Source organism: Candidatus Woesearchaeota archaeon, assembly GCA_030651135.1.
Lineage (GTDB): Archaea > Nanobdellota > Nanobdellia > Woesearchaeales > JACPBO01 > JACPBO01.
Window position 1 is genome coordinate 594,504 of record JAUSCS010000006.1, and the last position, 24,600, is coordinate 619,103.

The window sequence follows — 24,600 nt, forward strand, 5'->3', positions numbered from 1 at the left end:
AAATAATACCTTTAGGAGAATACAATGGCAGCAATATTTGGATATCCTTCGAATTCGAAAAGGTATACTGGTAATTCCTGCACTTTGTCAATAGGGCCTCTGACAAAAGAGGCAAGGGCAAAAAGAGCAATATGCGATCTCGTAGATGCTGAGAAGGAATTCAATGCAAGTTTAGAAGCCAGAAGCGGCCAACCAAACCCGCCATTTAATGAAAGCACATACTATAAACATGTTTTTGAAAAATACAGCCTTTCTTTGCCAAAATAATCACCTTAAATGTATCTCTACAACATCTTCATCTTTCAATGCATAGTTCAGTGAAAGCTTCTGGCCCGGGAATTTTGATGATCCCCACACTCTTGCAAACTTAAATTTATCGGCAAAATCCCTGTGCAGCCTGTTGCACATATCCCTTATTGTTGAATCTTTTTTGACGATCATCGGCACATCCAGATCAGCCATCTTCCCGATTTCCTTGCAGTAAACCCTCATCAAATTCAGTTTTTTAAAAATCAAAGCTTTCAGCTCTTCTGTATTTATCTTTCTCTCAGCAGAAATGCACAAGTCTGGTTTTACGTCTCTGATTATCGCATTAAGCTCTTCTTTATCAACAATATCTACTTTATTTACAATTGTAATTGCCGGAACATATTTTTTATTGCTCTCTATCGCGTCTATAAGTTGGTCTGCATCTATATTCTCCCTTATGACAATCATTGCATTAACCAGCCCAAGCGCATTTGCAATGGATTTTATTGTTTGATCCTGCAGTTTGCTCAGCTTTACTGTCCTGCCTATTTCAATTCCGCCTCTCTCAGTTTTTGTTAGTTTAACATCAGGAGGCTGCTGGTTGATCCTGATGCCTGTATCATAAACTTCTTTCAGCAATGCTATATGCTGCTCTGGCTTTAGCGCATCAACAACAATCAAGACAAGGTCAGCGCTTCTCAGCATTGTAAGCACTTCTTTTCCTCTTCCCGTGCCTACAGCAGCCCCTCTGACAACTCCAGGAACATCAAGGACCTGTATCTTTGCATGATTGTATTCAAGCAATCCTGGGATGACTGTAAGCGTTGTAAAGTCATAAGAGCCGACAGGCGAATTTGCATTTGTTATGGCATTCAGCAAAGTGGATTTTCCAACAGAAGGGTAACCGACCAGAACAACTGTCGCATCTCCGGTTTTCCTTACAGCAAACCCCTCTTTTCCTTTCCCTATGCCTGCCCTGGATTCCCGCTTTTCCTTCAGCTTTGCAAGCTGCGCTTTGTACAGGCCGATGGCATGCTGCGTCTTCTTGTTGTATTTTGTATTCTTTATTCTATCTTCCAGCTCTTTTATCTTGTCATGGAGAACATTTTTGGCAGACTCTTTTTCAGGCATATCTGCCTGTTATTGGCTCTGATTTAAATTATTTATGGAAATTGAGGAAAACTATTTAAATCAAAAACAAAAACCTATGATCTATGCTTAATGCAGCAATGGTATCAGTTGATTACTGGCAGAAGTTTGTATCTGGCCTTTGGGCTAAGCTTACATTAGCAGTGATTATCCTTTTGATCGGATTCATAATCGGCAAATTGGCTGGCAGGCTGATACAGAAGATTCTGCACCAGTTTGAAGTCGATGTCGCATTCAAAAAAGCCGCTGGCATCAAAGTGACAATTGAAGGGATCATTGGCAGCATTATAACGTATTTTATTTATTTTATAGCAGTCATTATGGCACTTAACCAGTTCGGCTTGACAACACAGGTGCTTTACATTGTTTCAATCAGCGTAATCGTATTTGTGATAGTTGCCCTTCTGCTAGCTATAAAGGATTTCATGCCTAATTTTTTCGCAGGGTTTTTCATCTTCAGGAAAGGCATAATAAATGTCGGCGACAGGATAAAGCTCAAGAACATAGAAGGCAAAGTTATCGAAGTCGGATTGGTTGAGACAAAGGTAGAGACAAAAAACAAAGACCACATATTCATCCCGCATTCAGAGATGATAAAAAGCGAGCTTACAATCAAGAAGCGCTGACTTTTTCCAGCACAGAGACAATGTTCCATATCTGGGTTCTAGCATAAGACTGAAGATTTGCATCATTCGCTATCTCATCAAGCGCATGCAGTGCCTTGTTTAATTTTATAGATGTATCGGAATCGCCATTAAGAACTTCTATAATCGAATCTATTTTTATTTTTACGTTCTTTGGAACAGCAGCATCATCTTTCAATTCTTCCAGCATGCCAGTTATCTTGCCGAAATCGAACTCTTGCACCATTTTCACTTTTCTTTCATCTCGCCGAGAACTTCTTCCTGCAGTTTTTTTGCCCTGTCTTTTATGCTGTTTTCCTGCTTTTCTATTGATCTTATTCTTATTTCGAATGTTTCCTGCTTTTCCTTTAGTTCCTTCTCAAGCGCATCTTTGTCAGAGCTTACCATAATGTTGCCGACGATCTTATAGGCTTCTTTTGCCTTGCCAAGCTCGCTCAATGCAGATTCTATCTCAACCAACTGGGACTGAAACTGCTGTTTTTGCATTAAGAAATTCTGCAGATTCTGCTCTAAAAGCTGCAATGTCTGTATTTTCTCCTGAGTTTTTTTCTCCATTTTATCTTGCCTTTATCTTTGTTACAACTGAGCGCGGCTTGAAAAGTATCTTTGATCCGCAATAAGGGCATCTGACTCTCTTTCTCATCATCTCATCGCCTATTTTTTTATCGCAGCTAAAGCATTTGTATTCTACCATCTTTTTTCCTCTTTCTTTTTCTTCGAGCTTCTATCCTCAGCTTCCTCCGTTTCTTCTTTCTGGCCTTCTTTCGCTTCTTCAGGCATAAGCTCTTCAAATACTACTCTCTTTGCAATAGAATAAGACTTTCCTGTAAATTTTGCGCCGCATTTACTGCATCCCCATATTCCCGTTGCAATTCTCTTTGCTCTTAAGCTGCTGCAATAAGGGCATTTGTGCTTTTTCTTCAGCTCTTCCTCTATTTTAGCAACCTTGTACCTTATCCTTCTTCCATATCTCGCGCCAAAGCGCTTTACCGTCATTAATTTTTTTTCTGCCATTTTGTAAATGGGGCTGCCCGGACTGTCGGAGCCCATTTAATAAGCTAAATGGAGCCTTTTCGAACCGGGGTCTTCTGGTGCCCTTTGCAGCCATTTGCAACCCAAGCCAGAAAGGATAACCAAGCTACCCCACAGCCCCAATTGATAAGTTGTGAAAACGCAGTTTGTTTATAAAGCTTTCGCATGGGATTTTACAAAATAACTTTACAAAACCAACAATTTTTTATACTAACTGCCTTCTATCCATCATTATGTTCGAAGATGTAGTAAAAGAAAACAAGGTTGAAAATGAGAAGGAAGTTTTTAGTAAAATAATCTCCTTTATCGATAAAATAAAAAAAAGCATTAAAAAAAACAGGATAAAGGCAATTGCCCAGCTCGGAGGAAGCGCTGCAAAAGGAACTTTTCTGAGAGATTTTGATGTTGATATTTTTGTAAAGTTTGCTTTAAGCTATAAAAATGAAGCCCTTTCTGATATATTAGAAAGAATTTTAAAAATTTTTAACAATGCCAGAAGAGTCCATGGCAGCCGCGATTATTTTGAAGTCATTGAAAACAGCATAAACTATGAAATTATCCCTGTTTTGAACATAAAAAAGCCAGGCGATGCAAAGAATGTTACTGACTTCTCCCCCTTGCATGTCAAATGGGTCAAAAAGAATATAGGAAACTTCCAGAATGATATTTTATTGGCTAAATTGTTCTGCAAAGCTCAGGGAGTTTATGGCGCAGAGAGCTACATCGGAGGCTTCAGCGGCCACATAATTGACATTCTTGTGATATATTATAAGGGATTTTTGAATTTATTAAAAAATTCCCTCAAATGGGGAGATGGTGAAATAATCGATGTAATGCATTATTATAAAAATAAAAGGCTCGACATAAACAAGTCAAAGCTTTCGCCTTTGATCATAATCGATCCTCTGCAGAAAGGCAGGAATGCAGCCGCCGCATTAAGAAAAGAAAAGATAGAAAAATTCAGGGAAGCTGCTGTTTTGTTTTTAAAATCACCTTCAAGGGATTTCTTTGTCAAAAAGAAAATGGAGATTAAGGAAGGAGCAGCGATTATTGAAGCTACGCCATTAGATGGAAAAGAAGATGTTGTTGGAAGCAAATTATTGAAGGTTTTTGATTTCATTAAAACAGAAATTGCGCTCAATGATTTTCAATTGGAAGATTCGGGTTGGGAATTCAACGATAAAAAAACCATCATGTGGTTTTTAGTGAAAAACAAGATTTTAAGCAAAACAAAGATCCATGAAGGCCCTCCATTAAAGGCAGCAAAGCATGTTGAAAATTTTAAAAATAAATATAAGAAAACCTTTATAAAAAACAACAGGATTTATGCAGAAGTCAGCAGGGAATTTATTAATATAGATGAGTTAATAAAAAATTCAATAAAAGCCGATTATGTAACAGAAAAGATTAAAAAAATAAACCTCAAATAAAATGGACGCATTAATCAAAGCAATGATCTGGAGCTTCCTGCCGATATCAGAGTTAAGAGGCGGAATTCCTATTGGCTTATATGCCGGGCTTAACATCTTCCTGGTTTATTTTGCCTGCGTCATCGCCAATATACTTGTTGTTCCTGTTGTTTATTTCTTTTTAGAGTATATACATGGTCATTTCATGAAATCCAGGCTCTACAAAAAAACATTTGATGGCTTTCTGGAAAGGACAAGAAGAAAAGCGCATAAAAGCATTGAGAAGTGGGGTTATGTCGGATTAATGATCTTTGTTGCAATACCATTTCCAGCAACAGGAGCATATACAGGAGCTTTGGCTGCATGGTTCTTCAAGCTTGACAAGTGGAAGTCATTTCTAGCGATCTCTCTGGGAGTTGCAATTGCAGGGATTATAGTTACCTTGATCGTCTCAGGCGGGTTTACTGCATTTAAGTTTTTGGTTAAATAATAAAAATGAAAAAAAGATGCATTGTTTGCGGAAAAAAGCTCAATATAATTCTAAACAAAGATAAAACTTACAAGGGCGGATACTATTTTGGTAAAATGAGAGTCCAAATTGGAAAAGGCAAACTGGTTAAAGTTGGAACAACAAAACTTCTAGGCAAAAAGATTGATATTGTTAAATGGACTGGAAAATCAAAGAAAGCAGAATATTGGGAATGCAAGAAGTGTTTTAATGAAGAATAGCATTTTTTACGGTTTCTTTCAGTTACTTTTTTAAATCAAACTTCATTCTCGAGCTATATGAACAACTTCGAACTAAGAAGGCAGATCTTCCACCTCGCATTTGGCCTTGCTGTTGTATATCTTATTTACATGGGCATATTGACAGACATGGCAATGTTCCTGCTCATCATTGTTGGGTTTTTGATCTCCTTGATAAGCAAATACGCAAGGCTGCCATTAGTAGGATGGTTCTTGGACAAGTTTGAAAGGGAAGAAAATGCAAAAACATTCCCTGGCAGCGGCATGCTTTTCTTCATGATCGGAGCATTACTCACCCTTAAGCTATTCAATGAAAACATCGCGCTGGCTTCAATAATGATCTTGGCTGTGGGCGACTCTGTGAGTCACATCATTGGCGCAGAGTTTGGCGCTATACAAAATCCCTTCAGCAACAACGGCAAAAAGCTTGAGGGAACGCTTGTAGGAGTTCTGGTCGGATTTGTAGCGGCATTAGTCTTTGTAAGGCCTTTGGAAGCTTTATTGGCATCTGTAGGTGCAATGATCGCAGAAGTGATTGAGCTGGAATTCAATAAAAGGCCGGTTGATGACAACATTGTTGTTCCATTGGTTGCAGGGACGATAATTCTGCTTGTGAGAAAATATTTGTGATGGTTTCTTTATTAAAAAATATGCCTATATGGCTGATAAAAAGTCTTATCAAATACCGATTTAAAAGTAGTTACGAAGAAAAAATTTATAAAGTTAGCTGTTTCTTTGGCTGATATGATTGAGGTCGGGGTGGATGAGAAGTGTTGCTGCTGCTGTATTAGCTTGGCTTTAGGCTATCTGTTGCTGCATGATTCTGCAGGCGGAACAGTCTTGGCTGAATACAGCCGTGCTGGCAGGCCAGCCGCAATAGATGATGCTGTTAAATCTGCGCAACCAGATGCCTTTTTATTGAGGCAGATTGAAAATTATCAAAAAAATATCTCCCCAAAAATTAAAGAAACATTAGGAAAAGACAGGTTATGTAAATTTGAGCCATCCTGCTCGGAATATTCAAAACAGGCAATAGAAAAATATGGCTCAATGAAGGGTGCTTTGATATCGATCAACAGGCTGCTAAGATGCAATCCTATAAGCAAGGGGGGCGCAGATCCTCTCAAATAAATCATTTCTTGCACAATCTTTATAAATCCTCTTCAACAACACCCTATTTCTATGCAAACTTTAACCGAAACTTTAAAGAAAATTTTCATTGAGAACAAAGACCCATTCACAGATATTCTTGGGCAGGAAGCTGTAAAGAAGCAAATAAAGTCAGCTCTGCTAATGGACCGCCACATCATAATTGTCGGGCCGCCAGGAATTGGAAAAACAACACTGGCAAAAAACATTTCAAAATTATTGCCGGTAATCGAGATTAATGACTGCGGCTTCAGCTGCACAAAAGACACTCCACTCTGCCCAAAGTGCAAAGCAGGCGATAAAACAAAAACCAAGAAAATAAAAGGAGAAGACCGGTTCATAAGAATACAGGGATCTCCTGACCTGACAGCAGAAGACTTATTGGGTGACATAGATCCGATCAAAGCATTGAAATTCGGGCCATTGAGCATTGAAGCCTTTACCCCGGGAAAAATATTCAAGGCAAACAATGGAATTCTCTTTTTTGACGAAGTTAACAGATGCCCTGAAAAGCTGCAGAACGCCTTATTGCAGGTCCTCTCTGAAAAAAAAGCAACCATCGGCAGCTACGATGTCGATTTTCCGGCTGATTTTATTTTCATCGGCACAATGAATCCTGAAGATGCAAGCACAGAAAAGCTGAGCGATGTCTTTGTTGACCGCTTTGACTTCGTCTACATGTCATATCCTGAAAATTTAGAAATAGAAACGAGAATTGTAAAAGAAAAAGGAAAATCTTTGGTTGAATTCCCGGAAGAATTATTGGAGCTAGTCATCCGGTTTGTAAGAATTCTTAGAGAAAGCGAAAAGCTTGAAAAACATCCGTCTGTAAGAGCTTCCATCGGCCTTTACGAGAGAGCGCAGAGCAATGCATTCCTGGCTAAAAAGAAAAAAGTAGATTTTGACGATGTAAAGGAAGCAGTTGTTTCTGTATTGAGCCACAGGATAGAATTAAAGCCAAGCGTCAAATATCTGCAAAGCCCGAAAGAATACATTGAAGAGCAATTCAGCAGCTTTTCCGACCGAAATCTGGAAGAGATTGAAAAAGGTGGTTACCGGTAATGTAGATATTTCCGTTAAGGAGTTTTCTAAAGCAGAGGAATTAAGCGGCGGCCTGGAAAAACAAAGCGAAGAAGACAAATTAATGCATTCTGTTCTTCAGGCAGATAAAGACGCAATAGACGACGGAAAAATAATATCCGATTCAATAAACCAGGGATTAAATTCTTTCACCCCTGACTTGATGTTCGACAAAATAGTCAGCAATTATTCTTTGGCAAAGCAGCTTTTCGGCGAGAGCATAATAAGGGCAATAGCAGGCTATGATCCGAGATACATTGAAAGGAACATAAAAATCCCGGAATTCCAAAGGGAATTAAAGGAAAAAATAAAGGAAAACATTGAAAAATTAAAAGAAAAAAAGCTCATTGATGATGAAGGAATAATAAGCGACAAAGGAATTGAACTAGCATCTTTAGTTTTATACACAGAAGAATTAGACACTCTGATGCCGAAAGGAATTTTGGGTGAAAAAATTCATAAAAAGCGATTCATTTACGGAGATGCAGAAGATATAGAATCTTACAAAAGAGGCACCCGCTACCGCGATTTATCAATTAAAAAAACAGTAAAAACAGCGATAAGAAGAAGCCACGATTCTATCGATAAAAAAGATCTCAAAGTTTTCGAAAGAAAAGCAAGAGGCAGCGTTTATATCATTTACGGCCTTGACAGTTCTGGCAGCATGAAAGGAAAAAAAATAGAAACTGCAAAGAAAGCAGGCATTGCCCTCGCTTACAAGGCAATCAATGAAAAAGACAAAGTAGGCTTAATAGCTTTCGGAACAGAATTAAAGGCAGTTGTAGCCCCGACATCTGATTTTCTGATGCTGATAAAAGAAATAACCAAAGTAAGGGCATCAATGGAAACAAACATCACAGCAACAATAAAAAAAGCTGTTGAGCTGTTTTCAGTTAAAAATGCAACAAAGCATTTGATATTATTGACAGATGCTTTGCCGACAGTTGGAAAAAATCCAGAGGAAGAAGTTTTAGAGGCAGTTTCATTTGCAAGAAGCAGCAATATAACTGTATCCATAATAGGCATAGGCCTGGACAATAAAGGCAAAGAGCTCGCAGGCAAGATTGCAGAGATCGGAGAAGGAAGGGTGTATATTGTGAAAGATCTCGAAAAGCTCGACAAAATCGTTCTTGAGGAATATTACAGCGTGGTTTAATCACAATCAAAATAGAAAGATTTAAATACATGCACTAATTATCGTATAAACATCAAATATATTGAATAAACAAAATGACAACTTTTACTGTCTCAATACCTGAAGCCTTAAAGAAAAAGATAGATCAGCATCCTGAAATAAACTGGGCGGAATATCTTAAGCAAAGGTTTGAAGTCAGGATCAAAGAATTTAAAAAATTTGAAGAATTAAAAAATTCAGGGAGAATATAATGGCATCTCTAACTTTATCCGTGTCAGATGAATTTAAGAGCCAATTGAAAGCTCTTCAGTGGGTGAACTGGAGTGAAATAGCAAGAGAAGAAGCCATGAAAAAATTAATACTTGAAAATTACATGAAAACTGGAAAGGTAACTGATGAGGAATGGGAATTCTGCGAGAAAATAGACTGGCATCCGGTTGATGAGCTGCCTTTGAAAGAGGAGCATATGAGAAAATTAGAAAGAATAAGGCAGGAAAAATCCATAAAGGTTAAGTCCGTTTCTCATATATTTAAGAACATCAAATAGAAAGGGGTGAGAGATGTATAATATAGAGATAAAGCCTTCTTGCCAGGAAAGTATAGGGAAGCACTGCAAAAAGGACCCTGTTCTGAGGGAAGCCTTGGAAAATAAGATGAACGAAATTGTCCAGAACCCGCAGCATTACAAGCCATTAAGATATGGTCTGGCAGGAAAAAGAAGAGTGCATATTATGAAAAGCTTTGTTCTTAAGTTTGAAATCAATGAATCAGCAAAAACAGTCGAGTTCGTTGCTTTTGACCACCATGACGATGCTTACAAGAGATGATTACTCATGTCAAAGGCCATATTTCCAGCAATCCTTTTCTGATTCTCAGCTCAATATTCTCTGCCCCAAGATGCTTAATTGACTCATCGGGCAATTTTATTGCGTTATTTTTTATTGTGGCTGTTTTTATATTCCGGCAAAAAAGCCTTTTGTAATATCTGGCTAACGCTTTTGGCATAATTCTTGAAAATGCCTCTTCTCTTACATACTGCTCATAACCATCTAAAATGGCAAGATAATTAGTTTCTCGTTCCCTGTGCCAGATATACAGCATAGTGCCATCACAAGGAAGATAATTGTACCTGATAATTTCAGGAATTACTAACCTGTTTCCATTGGTTATTTTTAAACCATGCTCCATTTTATTTGAGAATATCAATAGATTTATAAAATTTTACATAAAAATACTGCTCATGAAGCTTTTTGCATTCGGTGACACGCATGGAAACAGCAGGTTCATGCATATTGTAGTCAGCAAAATAAAAAAAGAAAAGCCAAACTTGATTCTTTGTGCGGGTGACCTCTCCGTTTTTGAAAATGGTTTGGAAAAAACTCTAAAAGCACTAGACGAGCTCAAAATATTGACTTTGGTCATTCACGGCAATCACGAAAGCGAGAATGCATTGGGGCATTTGTGCTCAAAACTAAAGCATGTAAAATTCTTCCACAAGAGGGGGCTGAAGATGGGCAATTACTTTTTCTTCGGCTTCGGCGGAGGCGGATTTTCAATGGTTGATAAGGAATTTGAAAGGACTGCAAAAAAATTCAAAAAAACAATAAAAGATGAAAAAGTTGTTTTAATGACACATGCTCCTCCTTACAGGACAAAATTAGACAGAATATCGGGCATGCATCACGGCAGCAAGTCAATAAGCCATTTCATCCGTGAAATTAAGCCTGTTTTGGTCATCTGCGGCCATCTGCATGAGAACTCAGGAAAGCATGACAGGATCGGGAAAACATTTGTTATTAATCCTGGGCCGATGGGGAAAGTAATAAAGATTTAAGGAGTGTAATTTCCACCAGCATCCTTATCTGACCTCTTTTTAAGAACTAAGTACAGATCCAAAATTTCTTTCATTTTCTCTTCAAAATATTTCTTATCAACTACGGTTTTGTTTAACTCAATTATTTTAGCATTGAATTTTGCAACTTCATCAATTAAAGGAGCATATTTTTGCCTGTCTTCTCCAGCTGTGTTTTCCAACGATGCCAATTCGTCGTTCAGCGATTTAGTAGATGCTGCAAGCGAGTTATAACCCTCAATTAAAAATTCTTGTTCACATTCTATGTCCTGGGACATTGCATAAAGTTCGTTAATTCTTGCTTCAAGTCTTGCCTCAAGCGGAGCAGTTGCTTCAGCTATTTTTGAAGCAATAGACGCATTTGCAGTATCTAATGCAACCCTTGCTGTAACAACCTCATTTCTTGATTTAACAACCTCATTTTTGAGACTAGTTGCTTCCTGCTTGGCTGCCTTTAAATCTGATCTATATTCGTTAGTTTTCTTACCCATATACCACCCAACTACAGCCAGCGTTAATAAAGCCGCGCCCGTTATTCCAATCAAGATTATCCCCGCATTTGATGCGACATACAACTTAAACCTTTTATACTTATTAATCCCCCTTGCGCCATAAATTTCAACTTGTTGCCTTATCCACCAGAATCTTTTATCAGTCTGAGGTTTTGTAAGTTTTATGTGCGGGTCTAATTCCCTTATTTTCTTTGATAAATCATCAAACGACTTAAGAAGTTCTTCACTGGGCTCTTTTTTGTAAGCAATAGATAGTGCTGAATAGCTACCTAGAAGTTCAGCTTCCATTCTTAAATTATCAAGAGTTCCCCCATCCATAATCCAAGGTATTCTTTCCTCGCTTATTAATTTTTTCTATTTTGCAGTAAAGAAAACTTTAAATATAAGCGTAAGATTTACGGTTAAAACAAGATGGGTGGTTAAAATATCTACAATGGATGTCAAAAAACCGTATGATCCTAAACTAATAGCGGACAATATCAGGCCCCTTTATGAAACAATAAGAAGGTATAATATAAAAGTACTCCAAAAGAACCCCGACTTAGCTAAAGAGGCCGGAACTGTTTTCCATCGTTTAAAGGAACTTATAAAACAATACCAAAACCTGCCTCAACATCATAAAACTCCTAAGATGGATGGGCTTTTTAAAAGATATGATGCAGATTACACCAACATCGAGAAGAAGCTATCTCGATTTGTGCAATATCCACAAGAAGAAATAAAATCAACACAATCTGCCAAAGGAATAGAAAGGAAAATCGAAATCGTACCCAAACCGCTTCCCAAAATATCCGTCCCTGATTATATCCTGAATGGGATAAATGAAGATGCGGCTAAAAGAGACCCATTGCCGCTGTGTTATATACTTGGAATTGAAAGCGGCGGAGGGTGTACTGCTGATTCTTTTTCTGCAGTTAGTGAAGCTATTGACCATTACAACAAGATCGATACAAGCAAAGGTATAACGATGGTTATACTGAAAACTGAAAAAAAGGATGAAAAAATAAACTCATACCCTGTAAGTTTAGAAGAATTAAAGAACATAGCTTTACCAAAAATCTCAGCAGCAGAAGAAGCGGAAACAAAAACAGAAACAGGGCTTTCAATAGACCAACTTATACAAGCAGAAATTGACAAGAGAGGAGATAAAAAGCCTTTTTATAAATTTAAATTATTTGAAAACCAAATAAAAGAGCTCACGCCGGTTGAAGATCCAGTCAACTTGACAAAAATGATACTTCCTCCAGGAGATCATATTGCTTATGACCCTGTAGGTAAAGGCAAATATGCACAATCAAATATGAAATTTGATATTGATGCTGCTGTTAAAAAATATTCGGAAAAAATAAATCCACCGCAAACACTTCAACAAGATATTAAAAAAGAAGTTAAACTAAAAGAAACACTTAATAAGCCCTTTGGAACAAGCATAAAAATCTCTGAAGAAGATCTGAAAGCTACAATGAAATCAGTCAAACAAGCAAGCCAGGAACGAATAAGCGAGGATAAAGCAGCCAGAGATAACCCGCTTAATGCAGATAGACAAAAATAACCAATCAAAACTTTAATTTTCTTTCCTTGAAATCCTTTTTCATCAGCAAAACAACCCTGCTGTTCTTTTTCTCATCAATTATCTTATAGCCTGAATGCCTTGCAACCTTCTTGGCGAAATCCTTTATCTCATCATGCAAAGGCATATTCTTGATCTCCAATCTCTGCTGCGAATAGCCGACAAACATATACGCCTTGCACTCAACAAACATTGGCCTGTATTTTTTTATTAATTCAGCATATTTTTCAGGCTCAATCATATTAATTCCTTTAACCAATGTCAGCCTTATTGTTGATCTTCTGAATTTTTTCAATAAAGACAGCGATTCATTAATCTTTTCCCAGCCGTTTTTTATTAATGGATTACATGCCTTCTCATAAGTTTCCTCATCAGGAGCAGGCAATGTTATGTAAAGCTGAGTTGGCTGCATTTTTAACAATTTTTTAAGCATTTCAGGATTTGTCCCGTTTGTTACCAGAAAGCTTGTAATCTTTCTTTTCCTAAGCTCTTTTATCAATTCAGGCAGTTTAGGATACAAAGTCGGCTCTCCGCTAAGCGATATTGCAAAATGCAATGGCCTTTTTGATTCGTAATACCTTAAAGCATCTGTTTTCTTGTTCCCGCCAAAGCCTTCTGAATATTTTATATGCGCTTTAATGCAGTTTTCAATTATGAACCTGGGATCATCTGCCTTACCTTTAAACTTCGGCTCTGTAAATCCTATATCCCTCCAGCACCATTGGCAGCGGTGATTGCACATTGTCAGGGCAGGAGTCATCTGAACGCATCTCCAGGACTTTATACCATAAAATGTATTTTTATAGCAGACATCCTCGCAGACAATCGCCTGTTTAGCCCATTCGCATACTTTTATTGCAGAATGATTACCTATTAATCTGTAGCCCTGCTTTTCAAGATCCTTTATTTTCTCTTTTGACAGCATATTTTTCTTAAAAACAACAATCTATTTAAATGTTTAAGTTTTTTTATCTTTAATGAAGCTAAAAGACGCCATCACGAAAATAACAGAATGCGATGAGCTGAAAGAATGGAAGCTCAAAAACAAAGAGAGCTATCTGTCAACGATATTTGTCATGATGGATGAAAAGCAGAAATCAGAATGGCAGTTCGGCTATTACAACCCTAAAAACGACAAGATGACAAGTTTCTTTGTGTTTGAAGACAGCATAAAGCAAGCCGAGGAATCTGAAGTTTTTAAAGAGCCAGGCGCAGCAGTTAAAGAGCTGGATTTAAGCAAAGTCACTGTATGGGTTGATAAGGCATTGGAAACGGCAAACAATCTACAGGAAAAAAAATATCCGAAGGAAACACCTGAAAAAGTTATTGTTATACTGCAGAACATTGAAGAAGGCACACTCTGGAACATAACTTACGTTACAAGGGCATTCAACACATTAAACATAAAGGTCGATGCAGCAACAGGAAAGATAATATCTGACAAGCTGACTAATCTGATGCAGTTCAGGGCCTGATATTCTGAATGCGCCTTATTTTCAAAACCTTTAAATACAGATAAAAACAGAGCAATAAAAAAAGAGGCAAAATGGATATAGTCACGTTCTATCTTACATCAATAGGCGTTCTTCTCTTCATAGGCCTGTTGTTTTCCTTGCTTTCACAAAAGATCAAAGTGGCAAATATAATCTTTCTCATCTTTGTGGGCATTCTGTTTAATCATATATCTTATGATGGGAAGCCGCTGATACAGTTTCCGCCTGTCTTTCTTACAGCAATGGCAATCTTTACTTTAATCATGATAATCTTTGATTCAAGCTCTAATTTCAAGTTCCGCGACATAGACAAATTCTCATTAAATGCCTTCAAATTAGTGGGCGTCTTCTTAATGCTGAATCTTGTCTTTTTGACAGTAGCATCTGTTATAATAGGTGATGTTGGAAACATATTTGTCGGGCTTATATTTGCAACATTGATGACTGCAACAGCTCCAGACGCCATCATGGTATTTTTTGAAAATTCAAAAAACAAAATAGTGAAGCTGATGGAAATAGAATCCATAGTCAATACGCCATTGACAGTGCTGTTCCCGTTCATACTTCTTGATTTGATGAACAATGTAAAAAGCTTCAACATAACTTACTTTATTGATCAAATAACCCCTTTCCTGCAGCAATTCATCACAGGCATTGGTACAGGGGTTATCGTTGCCTTGATACTTTTCAAAGCGATGAAAAAAGGATATTCTGAAAAGCTAAGCCCTCTTGCATTGATAGTTGCAGCCCTCCTTGCATATGCACTGGCTGAAAATCTCAAGGGAAACGGCGTTTTAGCTGTTACAACACTCGGGCTCATCTTCGGCAATGTTTACATAAAAGAAAAAGCAACATTAAGGGAGTTTTCAGGCATACTGTCCAATGCATTGGAGGTGCTGGTGTTTATTCTGATCGGGTTTATTGTAGATGTTCCTTTAACAAAAGAATTTTTTATAAAATCAATAAGCATATTTGTGATTTACCTGCTTGTCAGGTTCTTTGCAGTCCAAATATGCCTCAAACAGTATGGATTAAGAGAGAAAATATTCATGACACTTGTTTCTCCTAAAGGAATAGCAGTTGCAGCGATCATATTTGCATTTGCAACATTCCAGGGATTTGAAAGAATGCTTGATTTTACCCTGGCAATAATGGTTTACACGCTTCTTGTGTCCACAATAGTTGTCAGGTTCTCTGATTATTTCTTACATGAAAAAATCCAGCCAGTTAAAAATGAAAGTTAAACTCGGCCCCGGCGGAACAGCAGGATTAGGCAGTATTGAAGGGATAAAGTATGCAAAAGATCATGGCCTGACAGCATTAGAAGTTGAATTCACATACGGCGTCAGCATGACAAATGAGACTGCAAAGCAGACTGGCGCATTAGCAAATCAATTAAACATTGACCTAAGCGTCCATGCCCCTTATTACATTAATCTTGTTTCTGAAGAAAAAAAGAAAATTGAAGCCTCAAAGAAAAGAATATTGGATAGCTGCGAGCGAGCTCATTTTCTCAATGCAAAATACGTTGTTTTTCATGCAGCATTTTATGGAAAGCATTCAAAAGAAGAAACTTTTGCTTTAGTAAAGAAAGAAATTGAAGAAATGCAGAAAACAATAAGGCAGAATAAATGGAATGTTGCTCTGGCTCCTGAATTGACAGGCAAGCACTCTGCATTTGGCGATCCGGATGAATTAATAAAGCTGTCAAAAGAAACAGGCTGCGCATTCTGCATTGACTTTTCGCATTGGAAGGCAAGAAACAACGGAGATCCAAAATACGATGAGTTATTCAAAAAATTAAAAGGCATTAAGCACATTCATTCACATTTCTCAGGCATTGATTACACACCAAAAGGAGAAAGGAAACATAAACTAACAGAAGAAAAGGACATAAAGGAGCTTATAACTTACATCAAGAAATACAATGTAGATATAACTATAATAAATGAAAGCCCGGATCCTTTTGGAGATTCTATTAAGACGAAAAGGATTTTGGAAAAAATTTAGTTTTCTCTCTCTTCATCATGTGGTTCTATTAATTTTTCCAAACCGGCAGTAGGGCAAGTTATCTTTCATGCTTTCCTGTTCTAACTTCTTAACTAAGTTATCAACATACTCGGGATTGTTGCCCAGCGCTTTATACCAATTTTCCCATTCAAGCTCTTCTTTTTTATCCATTTTTACCTCCACCATTTTCTTCAATTATTGGTTTTTTATAGCTGCCCAATATTCTTAATTCTCCGGGTTTTTTCTTAAGGTAATGTTTGATCAAATCTATTGCGCCTGCAACATGGCAGTCACTTTCATGGCCCTCAATGTCCATGTAAAGTATCACGCCCCACATGCCATCGGCCCTGGGGTATATTGTAGTCTTTATATTGCCGCCGTGCAAAATCCTTTTTATTCCATTCAGAAATTCCGGCTCGTCATTTTCAGGATGTAGTGCGAGGCATGTTATGTCGTTGCCTGTTGGCTCTGTTTTGCAAATTTTTGAGATCACTGCGAATACTGTTTTATTTTTCTTAACCACGTCTCTGTCAATAATTTCAAGGCCATATTCCTTCAAAGCAGCTTCAGAGCCAATTGCCGCCGCATAGCGCATTTTTTTCATCGCAATTAATTCAGCTGCCTGCGCAGTGCTTGATGCCTCTTCTCTTTCAGCACCAGGATAATGCTTATCAAGGTAGCGGGAGCATTGCCTCAGCGCTTGGTCGCAGGATATTATCTTCTCAATTTTTGATGCATTATGTATTGTCCCGATGCAATGCACTATGTCTAATACAATTGTATCTGTAATTCTCACATTATCTGTGTTTCTCAAATGCATTTTGCTGTTGTATTGCCACAGGCAATCTAATGTTTCATTAACAGGCCCCCCAATCTTATTGAATGTTGGCGCAATTCCGACATTTTCCCTCATTTCATTTATTGACCTGAATACCTGTGTTATTGAGTTATACGGAATAATTTCAGCATTCCGATCATATTTTTCTGCTGCCTTTTCAGTATAGGTGCCTTTCGGCCCCAGCGTTGCGATTTTCATGATTATGACCTCCGATTAGTTTTATTTGATGATGTATTATTTTGATCTATTTGCCAGAATTCCCTTGTTTTTGCCCCAAACATATGGCTTTTCAGACCAAAAGAAATTGAAGCATTATATCAAGAGATGCGACTAATAAAAGAATTTAAATGTAAAAGTTATAATATCGCGCATCATATTCCTTGGAAAACAAAGCTTGTTAATAAAGTTTTCTTTTTTTAAGCCAAAAAATCTGAGAGTATTTATTGAACATAACGATGTTATACACCTTTTCCCTCGTGAGCACCCTCGAAAATGGGAACCATTTTCAGAGATGGGGCGAACAGAGTGGAAAAGTTCGAAGAAAACGAAGTTTTCTGAGAAAGTTGGTGTGGGTGAGAAAGACTATTTTTTCTTTTTAGATTTTATTTTTCCGATGATATAACCAACCAACATTCCAATTAAAATATAAAATAATAGACCGACTGAATATATAACAATTACATCCCTTAAACTGCACCATTTAAAACATATAAAAATAGTTGCTAATAATATTGGAAGACCTAATACTAAAGCAATAACACTTTGAATTATTCGTATGGAACTTAGGACATCATTATAGGGTATTATACCATTTAAACCCACAATTATATAGACGATTAGTCCAATTATTCCCCCTTTCAACCATGTCGGTAACTTTTTCCATCCCATAAAGAAAAATAAAATCTTTAGCTATATAAAACTTTCGAGCCCACACCAATTGTATATAACGATGTTATATACCCCGACCTCGAGGCTTTCCTCCAACGAACGAAAGTGAGTTGAGAGCTGAAAGCCTCAGAGCTGGAGGGTTGAGTACCGCAGTCCCGAAGGGACGAGGAACGGAAAAGTTCAAAAGTCCGCGAGCTAAAATTTAGTTTAAGAATAAGTCAAAGTTGGGGCAAATAGTAAATTTATTAAACTTCAGGTTCGTTAGAAGTTATAAATAGGTTTTTAAATACTAATATATTCCTAAAAGAGGTGAATTAGAATGAAAGTTATAAAAAATATTGTATGTCTTTTAATGATTCTGCTACTAATAGGTTTTACCTATGCTCAAGATGATTCAGAAATTGGGCCAGAAGGACATTCTTCAAATCTTTGTTTAGAAGATTCTGAATGTAGCCCTATATGTGTAAATCAAGATGAGTGTTATGTAAAAAGTTGCACACCAAGATGTGTAGAAATTGGTCAATATAATGGTGGAAAGGGTAAATGTAAGGGGGAATTGGAATACTACACAAAAGACTTTAATGAGCAAGAAATAATAAAAGTAGCAGAAGAATTTTTGGTGTCAAGATTAGGAAGACAATATTTTGAAACACATTATGAATTTTCTTCAAGTAGAGCTATGGCAAATGGAAGGGGTTTAGAATTATTCTTTACATATGAAACTGAATTTCCTCCACAGGAAGCATTAATTCCACTTGAAATTCAGATGAGTATAGGGCATTGTAAAAATAAAGATTATTACATCATAACCGGAAATGGTATTGTAGAACCTTTAAAAACAGAGGTTACGTATGATAAAGCTCTTGAAATTGCTAAATCAGAAGGATTTGAAAAAGATTTAATTATAACAAATGGTCTAATGGGTATTAAAATGGATGAACAATTTCAATCAAGATCGGGTTTACACTTCTTTGTGCAAAGACCTGCTTATATTATAACCAAAAGAGGAGATGTAGGATGCGATGAATTTAAAACAATCTATATAGACGCATTTGAAGGTAAATACATAGAAAAGGTTTATGATAATGAATGTTATTTGGAGAGTGAGAAAAAGACCAGTGATTTAGACACCATAATAGAACCTGAAGTTGAAACAAAGAATATATTTCAGAAATTGTGGGAGTGGTTAAAAAACTTATTTAAATAAATTTGCCCCAACTTACTAATTGCCATAAGGTAATATTTTGCGAGCGGACTTTTGAATTGTATATAACGATGTTATACACCTTTTCCCTCGTGAGCCCCCCGAAAATTTGGGACAAATTTTCTGGCTGGGGCGAACAGAGTGGAAAAGTTCGACGAACGAAGTGAGGAGAAAGTCACGAGGACACCGTCAAAAAGAAGTAAGGGGCTGGGCTTTCATAGAAATGTATTTATATCAGGGATTTAATTAAAGATAGCATGAACAAGCCAAACTGTTTTATTTGTAATAAAGAAATATCATCTCCCAACTATAAGGATGACGAAGGGTTAGTGGTAAGTTATGATATATTCGCATTTCCACGAGCATACCATCGAAAATGTGCAATTTTCAGAGGTAAGTTTTTTCTGTGGGCCTTGAGTAGACTCATAAGGAGAGATTTCGAAAAGCGAAAAGGATGGCGTTCAACTGCATTAATTCCAATAGTTAATAATGAAGAGGCCTTTGGATGGACCATCATAAACTCTCCTTCTTTTAAATTCATTTCTATCTTTCTTACAGTAATTTATCTAGTTTTCTCAGGCATAGTGATTATTTTTGCAACTCAAGGGAGGAGTTTAACTCTAATTTTATTTTTCCCTATGCTTTTTCCAGGAATTGTAAAGTTGATATCTTACTTCAGATATGAAAGACTGTTTAAATCCTAATCTGAAATCGTATAAGCAAGTTAAGCCCAGCCCTAATCAATAAAATAGTTTTCCTTTTGACATTTAAAGGTGTCCTCGTGATTGTGTATAACAATGTTATGTTCTCGTTCCCTCGAAACGAGCCCTCGCAAAATGGGACATTTTGCAGAGTGGCGAGTTTCAGAGATGGAACGACGAGGAAAACGAAGTTTTCCGAAGAGTCAGATTTTCTTTTCAAAAGTTATGCAATAGCATAGAATATCAATAGTAAAGTCGGGGGCACCTACTATTCCAAAAGGTTTTTATAGATATTAACTTACGGTTAAATTATGATGGGGAAAAAGAGATTTTTTATTGGACCAGTAACATGGATTTTAGTTATAATAATTCTTTTTGTAAGTTATATTCTTGCATACGCATTATTTAGTGGTTTGTATAAAGATACCAAAGTTATAGTTTATGGTAGTTTGGCTTTAATCTTCGGTTTGATTTGGCTAATTTATGTATTAACGAGTTCTTATATCCTAATCAAAGATAATCAAATATTATTCCCAAAGCAATATAAGATGAATCTTCAATTTATATTTGGATTAACATTCTTAATAGCCCTTTTTAAAAGAAGAAAAAGGATTAATATTAAGGATATTAGTAGTGTTGATTTGGTTGTAGGTTATACAGACTCTTTGGAATCATTACATCAACCATTAACCATAACTCTTAAAGATGGGACAAAAGAAGTTTTCTTTATGAAATTCTATTCTAAAAAAACTGTAATGAATATTCTTAAGAATATGAAACAACTAAATCCTAAAATAAATTTTTTAAAAAGTTGTAAAGAAATGATTGAATTAAAAAGTCCATTTAAGATGACTGAAACTGAAAAACAGGATTTCCGTAGAAAAAGAGGACTTCTTTTCTTTTGTTTAGGAATTATAGTAGTTATGTTTTTATTTATATTCTTTGTAAATGCGTTCGCTAAGTATGGAGGTGGAAATTTTGATATAAATAATATCTCTATTCGGGATGATTTTCGAGAAGGGCATTATAATGAAAAAAGAATTCTGGTGTCCACAGAACAAGGACCATCCTTTGTAATCACTTACAAAAAAGGTTATGTTAATTATGGCGAAGTTACTAAATTTCTTGATGCTTTGAATACTAATAAGTCACTATATGCGAAGACCAGTATAAGTTATAAACAACTTTTTGGCGAAAGGTCTATGAAAGCAATAAAAGCAATGAATATAACTCTTTCTGATGGTAGAACATTTAATGTAGGTCTTCATTAGGTTTTCAGTCTTGTGCCCCCGACTTTTGTTTCTAAGAAAAGAAAATCTGATTGAACATAACGATGTTATACACCCAAGCCTCGAATTTCCCCTTCACGAAGGGAACCTAAGTGAGAGTGGGAAATTCAGAGGTGCGAGGCAAAACCCGAAGGGTTTTGAGTTGTCGGCACACTAAAATAAAAGAATAGAGGTCGGCGAGCTAAATTATTTCGTATTCACCAATTGTTAAAACTTTAATTCCACTATAACCATACCAACCAGTTGTTTTAAATTTAGAGCCTTCTTCTAATCCTGGAAGAGTTATTTCTGTTTCTTCAGTAATTGTCCCGCTTTTGGTTGAATATACAAAATAACCATTTTCTTTTGTAAAAGAAAGTGTGGCACTTACTGCACTCTCATTTCCAGAACTTGCTGGAGCTTCTGGATCAAAAACTTTTCTAATCTTGGTTGGTCTTGCACTATATTGAAGTTGGATTGTAATTTCTTTACCTTCTTCAATTCCTGCTGAAACCCAATCAAAATCACCGCTTATGGAATTAATTTTATCAATTCTTACAACTGTTGTATCTCTTGGACGAGTAATATCTCCTCCCTCTTCTTCTCCACCAACTAAAGATAACGAGAGGACAGTGCCTTCGAAATTTACATTTGGTAAAAATACTGCTTGGGGTAGGGGTTTGCTTCTCTCTTGATTCATAACTAAAAAAAGTCCAGCTATAATTATTAATGCAATAATTCCAACAATCAAATAATATTTCTGTTTCATAATTCATTGATAGTTTAAGTTCTATTTAAACTTACCGAAAACTTCTGATTGAATTGAAGCTATCGTACGAGCCGACCTCTAATAATAAATAAGTGCCGACAATTGTGCATAACTCAATATATGCAAACTCCCTTATCTTTGGCCGTTATGAGCCCTGAAATGGCAAAATTTGGAGGATCATAACACGTTTTTCCGTCTCTATTCTGAAGTTGTATAAAGCCACTGGACACATTGGACACCTGCGGCTGGAACATATATAAATAAGCCGCAACACCCATTATTGACAAAGAAGTGATCAGCATGGACATTCCCGAATTGATACGGAAGATCGGCCTGAGAAGAGGCCTTAGCATAAGGACAATAAATACATACAGGCAGTGCGTAAAGCTCTTTTTCAGGCAGTGCAGTAAAGATCCTAAAGAAGTTAAAAAATCAGACATAGAAGGCTATCTCGACAGGCTGATAGAGAAAGGCAAAGCAGGCAACACAGTAAATGTTTATCTTAATGCCTTGAAATTCTTTTATAACGAAATTCTGCACAAGCGGCTTTTGTTAAATATGCGGTTTTCAAAAACCCCAAAAGAAATGCCTGTTGTGCTTACGAAAGAAGAGACAAAAAGATTGATCGAAGCAATAGAAAATCCAAAGCACAGGCTTATGGTAAAGCTGCTGTATTCTGCAGGCTTAAGGGTGAGTGAGCTTGTTAATCTGAAGCCCGAGCATTTTGAATTCTCAAAAAATTACGGTTGGGTGAGACGAGGCAAAGGCAACAAAGACAGGTTGTTTATAGTGGCAGAAAAACTCAAGGAAGAATTAATGAGCCACATAACAAACGAATGCCCTTGCCAGCATTCGTGGCTTTTTGAGGGTAAAAATGGCCATATAACCATAACAACGCTTCAGAAAATAATAAAGACTGCAGCAAAAAAAGCCAGAATTGAAAAGAATGTCCATCCACATACATTGAGGCACAGCTTTGCAACGCATCTGATTGAAAACGGATATGATGTCGCTTCTGTCCAGTCCTTGCTGGGCCATGGAAGCGCAGCTACAACAATGGTCTACGTGCATATGGCTTCTCCGAGAATGATCAATGTAACAAGCCCGATAGAAGGATTATGGGCATCTGGGATGCAATAATTTAAAAACAACAAAAAAATCCTCTTTCCAATGAAGGCCATAATCCTTGACACAAACTTTCTGACCATTCCGGCAGAGTTCAAAGTAGACATTTTCTCAGAGATAGACAGAATATGCAATTTCAATTATTCGCTTTTTGTTTTGGATAAATCAGTTGAAGAGCTAAAAAAGATGATTGAAACCCAAAAAGGAAAAGAAAAGGCAAAAGCCAGGCTGGCGCTTCAGTTGATCGAAAACAAGGAAATAAGCATAATAAAGACAAACTCAGGCAAGACAGTTGACGATCTCCTTGTTGATCTGTCAGAAGACAGGAACAATATCATCGCAACCCAGGACAGGGAGCTGAGAAAGCAGCTGAAGGGAAAAACCACCATATTTTTGAGAAATAAGAAATATCTTGAAATGTCAACAGGCTAAAATGGATAATATGCCCAAAATAGGGGTCGGAGTTATTGTAATCAAGGATAACAAGGTTCTTTTAGGCAGAAGAAAAAATGCCCATGGCCAGGGCTCATGGTGTTTTCCCGGAGGGCATCTGGAGTTTAACGAACAAATAGAAGACTGCGCCAGGCGGGAAGTTCAGGAGGAAACAGGCATTAATATCAAAAACATAAGAATCGGAACAGTTACCGATGACATTTTTAAAAAAGAGGGAAAGCACTATGTTACAGTATTTGTAGTTTCTGAATATGCTTTTGGCGAAGTCAGGATTATGGAGCCTGAAAACCTTGAAAAATGGGGATGGTTTGAATGGGGCAAGCTGCCTCAGCCGCTTTTCATGCCAATACAGAACCTGCTGAAGCAGAACTTTGATCCGTTTAAGCAATGAAAAAACCGCAAGCAATGAAAACCTCTGGGTTTCAAGCTTTTGGCTTTCCCCTCTGAAAAACCAAAAGCAAAGAAAAGTTTCACTTTTAGAACTTTGTTTTTTGTGCAAAAAACGTAAGCTTTAAAAACATCTCCTTAATATCTATTCTAAAATGTTTTACAAACTAGAGCTAGCAGACCATATAAGAGTTCCGCCTGACTTATTTGGATTGCCGCTGAAGGAAGCAATCACAAAGAGAGTGAAGAAGAAGTACGAGGGCTTTATAGACAAAGATCTGGGTGTTATAATAGATGTCTTCGACATAGGCGACGTAAAGGAAGGCACAATCATCCCAGGCGATGGCGCTGCTTATTATGAAACATCATTCAGCCTTATAGCATTCAAGCCCGAGCTGCAGGAAGTTGTTCTGGGCAAAATAAAGGATGTAGCGGATTTCGGCGCTTTCATAACCATCGGCCCGATAGAGGGCATGATTCACGTTTCACAGACAATGGACGATTTCGTAAGCTTCAGCAAGGACAAAGTCCTGCAGGGCAAGGATTCAAAAAGAACATTGAAAGTAGGCGATAACTGCAGGGCAAGGATAATAGCAGTTTCATTTAAGGATGTTACAAACCCTAAAATCGGGCTTACCATGAGGCAGCCTGGATTGGGAAAAATTGAATGGCTGGCAGAAGAATTGAAAAAAGCTCCGGCAGAAGAGCCAGAAAAAGAGAAAAAACCAGCAGAAAAGAAGAAGGCAAAATGAAAAAAAAAGCATGCAGGCAATGCAAGATATTTGTTGAAGACAGCACTTGCCCAATATGCAAGGGCAGCCAGTTTTCAAATACATGGCAGGGCAGGATCTACATTCTTGACCCAAAAAAATCATCAATAGCAAAGAAAATCGGCCTTGAAGCAAAAGGCGAATACGCAATCAAGTTAAGGTGAAA

37 protein-coding genes and 1 tRNA gene are annotated in these 24,600 nt (G+C 37.1%); 25 read left to right on the forward strand and 13 right to left on the reverse strand.

The window, feature by feature from the left end; all coding sequences use genetic code 11:
• Positions 1-24: 24 nt before the first annotated feature.
• Positions 25-267, forward strand: a complete 243-nt coding sequence (locus Q7J54_03540; GenBank protein ID MDO8740616.1) for a hypothetical protein — start codon at positions 25-27, stop codon at positions 265-267.
• On the opposite strand, the gene Q7J54_03545 is transcribed toward Q7J54_03540, so the two are convergent.
• The gene (locus Q7J54_03545) at positions 268-1,380 is read right to left on the reverse strand and encodes a GTP-binding protein (protein ID MDO8740617.1); all 1,113 of its coding nucleotides are present in this window, start codon (positions 1,378-1,380) and stop codon (positions 268-270) included.
• Between the two features lie 83 nt (positions 1,381-1,463).
• Here Q7J54_03545 and Q7J54_03550 point away from each other — a divergent pair, with 83 nt between their 5' ends.
• Entirely contained in the window at positions 1,464-2,024 is a 561-nt protein-coding gene (locus Q7J54_03550) for a mechanosensitive ion channel (GenBank protein ID MDO8740618.1), read from the forward strand.
• Here the strand turns inward: Q7J54_03550 and Q7J54_03555 are convergent.
• The 5 genes from Q7J54_03555 to Q7J54_03575 form a co-directional block, all read right to left on the reverse strand.
• On the reverse strand, positions 2,011-2,268 hold the full coding sequence (locus Q7J54_03555; GenBank protein MDO8740619.1) for a UPF0147 family protein: 258 nt from the start codon (positions 2,266-2,268) through the stop codon (positions 2,011-2,013). The genes Q7J54_03550 and Q7J54_03555 overlap by 14 nt on opposite strands.
• 2 nt (positions 2,269-2,270) lie before the next feature.
• Positions 2,271-2,597, reverse strand: coding sequence for a prefoldin subunit beta (locus Q7J54_03560; protein MDO8740620.1), 327 nt, complete (start codon positions 2,595-2,597; stop codon positions 2,271-2,273).
• A gap of 1 nt (position 2,598) precedes the next feature.
• Positions 2,599-2,736, reverse strand: a complete 138-nt coding sequence (locus Q7J54_03565) for a DNA-directed RNA polymerase subunit P (protein MDO8740621.1) — start codon at positions 2,734-2,736, stop codon at positions 2,599-2,601.
• Positions 2,730-3,056, reverse strand: coding sequence for a hypothetical protein (locus Q7J54_03570; protein ID MDO8740622.1), 327 nt, complete (start codon positions 3,054-3,056; stop codon positions 2,730-2,732). The genes Q7J54_03565 and Q7J54_03570 overlap by 7 nt, the downstream gene beginning before the upstream one ends.
• An 8-nt stretch (positions 3,057-3,064) precedes the next feature.
• Positions 3,065-3,195: transfer RNA gene (locus Q7J54_03575), tRNA-Pro, on the reverse strand.
• A 112-nt stretch (positions 3,196-3,307) separates the two neighbouring features.
• Here Q7J54_03575 and Q7J54_03580 point away from each other — a divergent pair.
• From Q7J54_03580 to Q7J54_03625, 10 genes are all read left to right on the forward strand, one after another.
• The gene (locus tag Q7J54_03580; protein ID MDO8740623.1) at positions 3,308-4,504 is read left to right on the forward strand and encodes a nucleotidyltransferase domain-containing protein; all 1,197 of its coding nucleotides are present in this window, start codon (positions 3,308-3,310) and stop codon (positions 4,502-4,504) included.
• A 1-nt stretch (position 4,505) separates the two neighbouring features.
• On the forward strand, positions 4,506-4,973 hold the full coding sequence (locus Q7J54_03585) for a small multi-drug export protein (protein MDO8740624.1): 468 nt from the start codon (positions 4,506-4,508) through the stop codon (positions 4,971-4,973).
• Between the two features lie 5 nt (positions 4,974-4,978).
• A complete protein-coding gene (locus Q7J54_03590; protein ID MDO8740625.1) occupies positions 4,979-5,212 on the forward strand; it encodes a hypothetical protein in 234 nt (77 codons plus the stop codon).
• A 57-nt stretch (positions 5,213-5,269) separates the two neighbouring features.
• Complete coding sequence (locus Q7J54_03595; protein ID MDO8740626.1) at positions 5,270-5,860, forward strand: SEC59/DGK1/VTE5 family protein; 591 nt, start codon at positions 5,270-5,272, stop codon at positions 5,858-5,860.
• Between the two features lie 246 nt (positions 5,861-6,106).
• Positions 6,107-6,361 carry a membrane protein insertion efficiency factor YidD gene (gene yidD, locus Q7J54_03600; protein ID MDO8740627.1) on the forward strand — a complete coding sequence of 85 codons (255 nt, stop codon included), beginning with the start codon at positions 6,107-6,109 and terminating at the stop codon, positions 6,359-6,361.
• A 51-nt stretch (positions 6,362-6,412) separates the two neighbouring features.
• The gene (locus Q7J54_03605; protein ID MDO8740628.1) at positions 6,413-7,441 is read left to right on the forward strand and encodes an ATP-binding protein; all 1,029 of its coding nucleotides are present in this window, start codon (positions 6,413-6,415) and stop codon (positions 7,439-7,441) included.
• A complete protein-coding gene (locus Q7J54_03610; GenBank protein MDO8740629.1) occupies positions 7,428-8,615 on the forward strand; it encodes a VWA domain-containing protein in 1,188 nt (395 codons plus the stop codon). The genes Q7J54_03605 and Q7J54_03610 overlap by 14 nt, the downstream gene beginning before the upstream one ends.
• A 74-nt stretch (positions 8,616-8,689) precedes the next feature.
• Positions 8,690-8,845, forward strand: coding sequence for a hypothetical protein (locus tag Q7J54_03615; protein MDO8740630.1), 156 nt, complete (start codon positions 8,690-8,692; stop codon positions 8,843-8,845).
• Positions 8,845-9,141, forward strand: a complete 297-nt coding sequence (locus tag Q7J54_03620; protein MDO8740631.1) for a hypothetical protein — start codon at positions 8,845-8,847, stop codon at positions 9,139-9,141. The genes Q7J54_03615 and Q7J54_03620 overlap by 1 nt, the downstream gene beginning before the upstream one ends.
• Positions 9,142-9,154: 13 nt before the next feature.
• Complete coding sequence (locus Q7J54_03625; protein ID MDO8740632.1) at positions 9,155-9,421, forward strand: type II toxin-antitoxin system RelE/ParE family toxin; 267 nt, start codon at positions 9,155-9,157, stop codon at positions 9,419-9,421.
• Positions 9,422-9,425: 4 nt separating this feature from the next.
• Here Q7J54_03625 and Q7J54_03630 read toward each other — a convergent pair whose 3' ends face one another.
• Complete coding sequence (locus Q7J54_03630) at positions 9,426-9,782, reverse strand: hypothetical protein (GenBank protein MDO8740633.1); 357 nt, start codon at positions 9,780-9,782, stop codon at positions 9,426-9,428.
• A 52-nt stretch (positions 9,783-9,834) separates the two neighbouring features.
• Here Q7J54_03630 and Q7J54_03635 point away from each other — a divergent pair, with 52 nt between their 5' ends.
• Positions 9,835-10,428: a metallophosphoesterase gene (locus Q7J54_03635; protein MDO8740634.1), complete on the forward strand. Its 594-nt coding sequence runs from the start codon at positions 9,835-9,837 to the stop codon at positions 10,426-10,428.
• On the opposite strand, the gene Q7J54_03640 is transcribed toward Q7J54_03635, so the two are convergent.
• On the reverse strand, positions 10,425-11,276 hold the full coding sequence (locus tag Q7J54_03640; GenBank protein MDO8740635.1) for a hypothetical protein: 852 nt from the start codon (positions 11,274-11,276) through the stop codon (positions 10,425-10,427). The two genes, Q7J54_03635 and Q7J54_03640, sit on opposite strands and share 4 nt — an antisense overlap.
• A gap of 115 nt (positions 11,277-11,391) precedes the next feature.
• On the opposite strand from Q7J54_03640, the gene Q7J54_03645 reads away from it, so the two are divergent.
• Positions 11,392-12,510 carry a hypothetical protein gene (locus Q7J54_03645; protein MDO8740636.1) on the forward strand — a complete coding sequence of 373 codons (1,119 nt, stop codon included), beginning with the start codon at positions 11,392-11,394 and terminating at the stop codon, positions 12,508-12,510.
• A gap of 4 nt (positions 12,511-12,514) precedes the next feature.
• Here Q7J54_03645 and twy1 read toward each other — a convergent pair whose 3' ends face one another.
• Positions 12,515-13,453, reverse strand: coding sequence for a 4-demethylwyosine synthase TYW1 (gene twy1, locus Q7J54_03650; GenBank protein MDO8740637.1), 939 nt, complete (start codon positions 13,451-13,453; stop codon positions 12,515-12,517).
• A gap of 52 nt (positions 13,454-13,505) precedes the next feature.
• Here twy1 and Q7J54_03655 point away from each other — a divergent pair, with 52 nt between their 5' ends.
• From Q7J54_03655 to Q7J54_03665, 3 genes are all read left to right on the forward strand, one after another.
• Complete coding sequence (locus tag Q7J54_03655) at positions 13,506-14,003, forward strand: hypothetical protein (protein ID MDO8740638.1); 498 nt, start codon at positions 13,506-13,508, stop codon at positions 14,001-14,003.
• 71 nt (positions 14,004-14,074) lie between these two features.
• On the forward strand, positions 14,075-15,265 hold the full coding sequence (locus tag Q7J54_03660) for a cation:proton antiporter (protein MDO8740639.1): 1,191 nt from the start codon (positions 14,075-14,077) through the stop codon (positions 15,263-15,265).
• A complete protein-coding gene (locus tag Q7J54_03665) occupies positions 15,255-16,031 on the forward strand; it encodes a TIM barrel protein (protein ID MDO8740640.1) in 777 nt (258 codons plus the stop codon). Before Q7J54_03660 ends, Q7J54_03665 begins: the two co-directional genes overlap by 11 nt.
• Before the next feature lie 15 nt (positions 16,032-16,046).
• Here the strand turns inward: Q7J54_03665 and Q7J54_03670 are convergent, their stop codons facing one another.
• From Q7J54_03670 to Q7J54_03680, 3 genes are all read right to left on the reverse strand, one after another.
• Positions 16,047-16,202 (reverse strand): hypothetical protein, encoded by a 156-nt coding sequence (locus tag Q7J54_03670; GenBank protein ID MDO8740641.1) that lies wholly within the window; start codon positions 16,200-16,202, stop codon positions 16,047-16,049.
• Complete coding sequence (locus Q7J54_03675) at positions 16,195-17,067, reverse strand: prephenate dehydratase domain-containing protein (protein MDO8740642.1); 873 nt, start codon at positions 17,065-17,067, stop codon at positions 16,195-16,197. The genes Q7J54_03670 and Q7J54_03675 overlap by 8 nt, the downstream gene beginning before the upstream one ends.
• A gap of 384 nt (positions 17,068-17,451) precedes the next feature.
• Positions 17,452-17,757 (reverse strand): hypothetical protein, encoded by a 306-nt coding sequence (locus Q7J54_03680; GenBank protein MDO8740643.1) that lies wholly within the window; start codon positions 17,755-17,757, stop codon positions 17,452-17,454.
• A gap of 319 nt (positions 17,758-18,076) precedes the next feature.
• On the opposite strand from Q7J54_03680, the gene Q7J54_03685 reads away from it, so the two are divergent.
• The 3 genes from Q7J54_03685 (at position 18,077) to Q7J54_03695 (ending at position 20,933) form a co-directional block, all read left to right on the forward strand.
• Positions 18,077-18,964, forward strand: a complete 888-nt coding sequence (locus Q7J54_03685; GenBank protein ID MDO8740644.1) for a hypothetical protein — start codon at positions 18,077-18,079, stop codon at positions 18,962-18,964.
• A gap of 254 nt (positions 18,965-19,218) precedes the next feature.
• Positions 19,219-19,665 carry a hypothetical protein gene (locus tag Q7J54_03690; GenBank protein MDO8740645.1) on the forward strand — a complete coding sequence of 149 codons (447 nt, stop codon included), beginning with the start codon at positions 19,219-19,221 and terminating at the stop codon, positions 19,663-19,665.
• Between the two features lie 308 nt (positions 19,666-19,973).
• Entirely contained in the window at positions 19,974-20,933 is a 960-nt protein-coding gene (locus Q7J54_03695; protein MDO8740646.1) for a hypothetical protein, read from the forward strand.
• Between the two features lie 199 nt (positions 20,934-21,132).
• Here the strand turns inward: Q7J54_03695 and Q7J54_03700 are convergent, their stop codons facing one another.
• Positions 21,133-21,699, reverse strand: coding sequence for a hypothetical protein (locus Q7J54_03700; protein MDO8740647.1), 567 nt, complete (start codon positions 21,697-21,699; stop codon positions 21,133-21,135).
• A 300-nt stretch (positions 21,700-21,999) separates the two neighbouring features.
• On the opposite strand from Q7J54_03700, the gene Q7J54_03705 reads away from it, so the two are divergent.
• The 5 genes from Q7J54_03705 (at position 22,000) to spt4 (ending at position 24,598) form a co-directional block, all read left to right on the forward strand.
• Complete coding sequence (locus Q7J54_03705; protein MDO8740648.1) at positions 22,000-22,839, forward strand: tyrosine-type recombinase/integrase; 840 nt, start codon at positions 22,000-22,002, stop codon at positions 22,837-22,839.
• Positions 22,840-22,869: 30 nt separating this feature from the next.
• Positions 22,870-23,256 carry a nucleotide-binding protein gene (locus tag Q7J54_03710; GenBank protein ID MDO8740649.1) on the forward strand — a complete coding sequence of 129 codons (387 nt, stop codon included), beginning with the start codon at positions 22,870-22,872 and terminating at the stop codon, positions 23,254-23,256.
• 1 nt (position 23,257) lies between these two features.
• Complete coding sequence (locus Q7J54_03715) at positions 23,258-23,668, forward strand: NUDIX hydrolase (GenBank protein MDO8740650.1); 411 nt, start codon at positions 23,258-23,260, stop codon at positions 23,666-23,668.
• A gap of 151 nt (positions 23,669-23,819) precedes the next feature.
• Entirely contained in the window at positions 23,820-24,416 is a 597-nt protein-coding gene (locus tag Q7J54_03720) for a DNA-directed RNA polymerase (protein MDO8740651.1), read from the forward strand.
• Entirely contained in the window at positions 24,413-24,598 is a 186-nt protein-coding gene (spt4, locus tag Q7J54_03725; GenBank protein MDO8740652.1) for a transcription elongation factor subunit Spt4, read from the forward strand. Before Q7J54_03720 ends, spt4 begins: the two co-directional genes overlap by 4 nt.
• The last annotated feature ends 2 nt before the right edge of the window (positions 24,599-24,600 follow it).

What these genes read in the sequence shown, in the direction of transcription:
- Q7J54_03540 (MDO8740616.1), top strand. Translation starts at nt 25, where the DNA reads ATGGCAGCAATATTTGGATATCCTTCGAATTCGAAAAGGTATACTGGT.
- Q7J54_03545 (MDO8740617.1), bottom strand. Translation starts at nt 1,380, where the DNA reads ATGCCTGAAAAAGAGTCTGCCAAAAATGTTCTCCATGACAAGATAAAA.
- Q7J54_03550 (MDO8740618.1), top strand. Translation starts at nt 1,464, where the DNA reads ATGCTTAATGCAGCAATGGTATCAGTTGATTACTGGCAGAAGTTTGTA.
- Q7J54_03555 (MDO8740619.1), bottom strand. Translation starts at nt 2,268, where the DNA reads ATGGTGCAAGAGTTCGATTTCGGCAAGATAACTGGCATGCTGGAAGAA.
- Q7J54_03560 (MDO8740620.1), bottom strand. Translation starts at nt 2,597, where the DNA reads ATGGAGAAAAAAACTCAGGAGAAAATACAGACATTGCAGCTTTTAGAG.
- Q7J54_03565 (MDO8740621.1), bottom strand. Translation starts at nt 2,736, where the DNA reads ATGGTAGAATACAAATGCTTTAGCTGCGATAAAAAAATAGGCGATGAG.
- Q7J54_03570 (MDO8740622.1), bottom strand. Translation starts at nt 3,056, where the DNA reads ATGGCAGAAAAAAAATTAATGACGGTAAAGCGCTTTGGCGCGAGATAT.
- Q7J54_03580 (MDO8740623.1), top strand. Translation starts at nt 3,308, where the DNA reads ATGTTCGAAGATGTAGTAAAAGAAAACAAGGTTGAAAATGAGAAGGAA.
- Q7J54_03585 (MDO8740624.1), top strand. Translation starts at nt 4,506, where the DNA reads ATGGACGCATTAATCAAAGCAATGATCTGGAGCTTCCTGCCGATATCA.
- Q7J54_03590 (MDO8740625.1), top strand. Translation starts at nt 4,979, where the DNA reads ATGAAAAAAAGATGCATTGTTTGCGGAAAAAAGCTCAATATAATTCTA.
- Q7J54_03595 (MDO8740626.1), top strand. Translation starts at nt 5,270, where the DNA reads ATGAACAACTTCGAACTAAGAAGGCAGATCTTCCACCTCGCATTTGGC.
- Q7J54_03605 (MDO8740628.1), top strand. Translation starts at nt 6,413, where the DNA reads ATGCAAACTTTAACCGAAACTTTAAAGAAAATTTTCATTGAGAACAAA.
- Q7J54_03615 (MDO8740630.1), top strand. Translation starts at nt 8,690, where the DNA reads ATGACAACTTTTACTGTCTCAATACCTGAAGCCTTAAAGAAAAAGATA.
- Q7J54_03620 (MDO8740631.1), top strand. Translation starts at nt 8,845, where the DNA reads ATGGCATCTCTAACTTTATCCGTGTCAGATGAATTTAAGAGCCAATTG.
- Q7J54_03625 (MDO8740632.1), top strand. Translation starts at nt 9,155, where the DNA reads ATGTATAATATAGAGATAAAGCCTTCTTGCCAGGAAAGTATAGGGAAG.
- Q7J54_03630 (MDO8740633.1), bottom strand. Translation starts at nt 9,782, where the DNA reads ATGGAGCATGGTTTAAAAATAACCAATGGAAACAGGTTAGTAATTCCT.
- Q7J54_03635 (MDO8740634.1), top strand. Translation starts at nt 9,835, where the DNA reads ATGAAGCTTTTTGCATTCGGTGACACGCATGGAAACAGCAGGTTCATG.
- Q7J54_03640 (MDO8740635.1), bottom strand. Translation starts at nt 11,276, where the DNA reads ATGGATGGGGGAACTCTTGATAATTTAAGAATGGAAGCTGAACTTCTA.
- Q7J54_03645 (MDO8740636.1), top strand. Translation starts at nt 11,392, where the DNA reads ATGGATGTCAAAAAACCGTATGATCCTAAACTAATAGCGGACAATATC.
- twy1 (MDO8740637.1), bottom strand. Translation starts at nt 13,453, where the DNA reads ATGCTGTCAAAAGAGAAAATAAAGGATCTTGAAAAGCAGGGCTACAGA.
- Q7J54_03655 (MDO8740638.1), top strand. Translation starts at nt 13,506, where the DNA reads ATGAAGCTAAAAGACGCCATCACGAAAATAACAGAATGCGATGAGCTG.
- Q7J54_03660 (MDO8740639.1), top strand. Translation starts at nt 14,075, where the DNA reads ATGGATATAGTCACGTTCTATCTTACATCAATAGGCGTTCTTCTCTTC.
- Q7J54_03665 (MDO8740640.1), top strand. Translation starts at nt 15,255, where the DNA reads ATGAAAGTTAAACTCGGCCCCGGCGGAACAGCAGGATTAGGCAGTATT.
- Q7J54_03670 (MDO8740641.1), bottom strand. Translation starts at nt 16,202, where the DNA reads ATGGATAAAAAAGAAGAGCTTGAATGGGAAAATTGGTATAAAGCGCTG.
- Q7J54_03675 (MDO8740642.1), bottom strand. Translation starts at nt 17,067, where the DNA reads ATGAAAATCGCAACGCTGGGGCCGAAAGGCACCTATACTGAAAAGGCA.
- Q7J54_03680 (MDO8740643.1), bottom strand. Translation starts at nt 17,757, where the DNA reads ATGGGATGGAAAAAGTTACCGACATGGTTGAAAGGGGGAATAATTGGA.
- Q7J54_03685 (MDO8740644.1), top strand. Translation starts at nt 18,077, where the DNA reads ATGAAAGTTATAAAAAATATTGTATGTCTTTTAATGATTCTGCTACTA.
- Q7J54_03690 (MDO8740645.1), top strand. Translation starts at nt 19,219, where the DNA reads ATGAACAAGCCAAACTGTTTTATTTGTAATAAAGAAATATCATCTCCC.
- Q7J54_03695 (MDO8740646.1), top strand. Translation starts at nt 19,974, where the DNA reads ATGATGGGGAAAAAGAGATTTTTTATTGGACCAGTAACATGGATTTTA.
- Q7J54_03700 (MDO8740647.1), bottom strand. Translation starts at nt 21,699, where the DNA reads ATGAAACAGAAATATTATTTGATTGTTGGAATTATTGCATTAATAATT.
- Q7J54_03705 (MDO8740648.1), top strand. Translation starts at nt 22,000, where the DNA reads ATGGACATTCCCGAATTGATACGGAAGATCGGCCTGAGAAGAGGCCTT.
- Q7J54_03710 (MDO8740649.1), top strand. Translation starts at nt 22,870, where the DNA reads ATGAAGGCCATAATCCTTGACACAAACTTTCTGACCATTCCGGCAGAG.
- Q7J54_03715 (MDO8740650.1), top strand. Translation starts at nt 23,258, where the DNA reads ATGGATAATATGCCCAAAATAGGGGTCGGAGTTATTGTAATCAAGGAT.
- Q7J54_03720 (MDO8740651.1), top strand. Translation starts at nt 23,820, where the DNA reads ATGTTTTACAAACTAGAGCTAGCAGACCATATAAGAGTTCCGCCTGAC.
- spt4 (MDO8740652.1), top strand. Translation starts at nt 24,413, where the DNA reads ATGAAAAAAAAAGCATGCAGGCAATGCAAGATATTTGTTGAAGACAGC.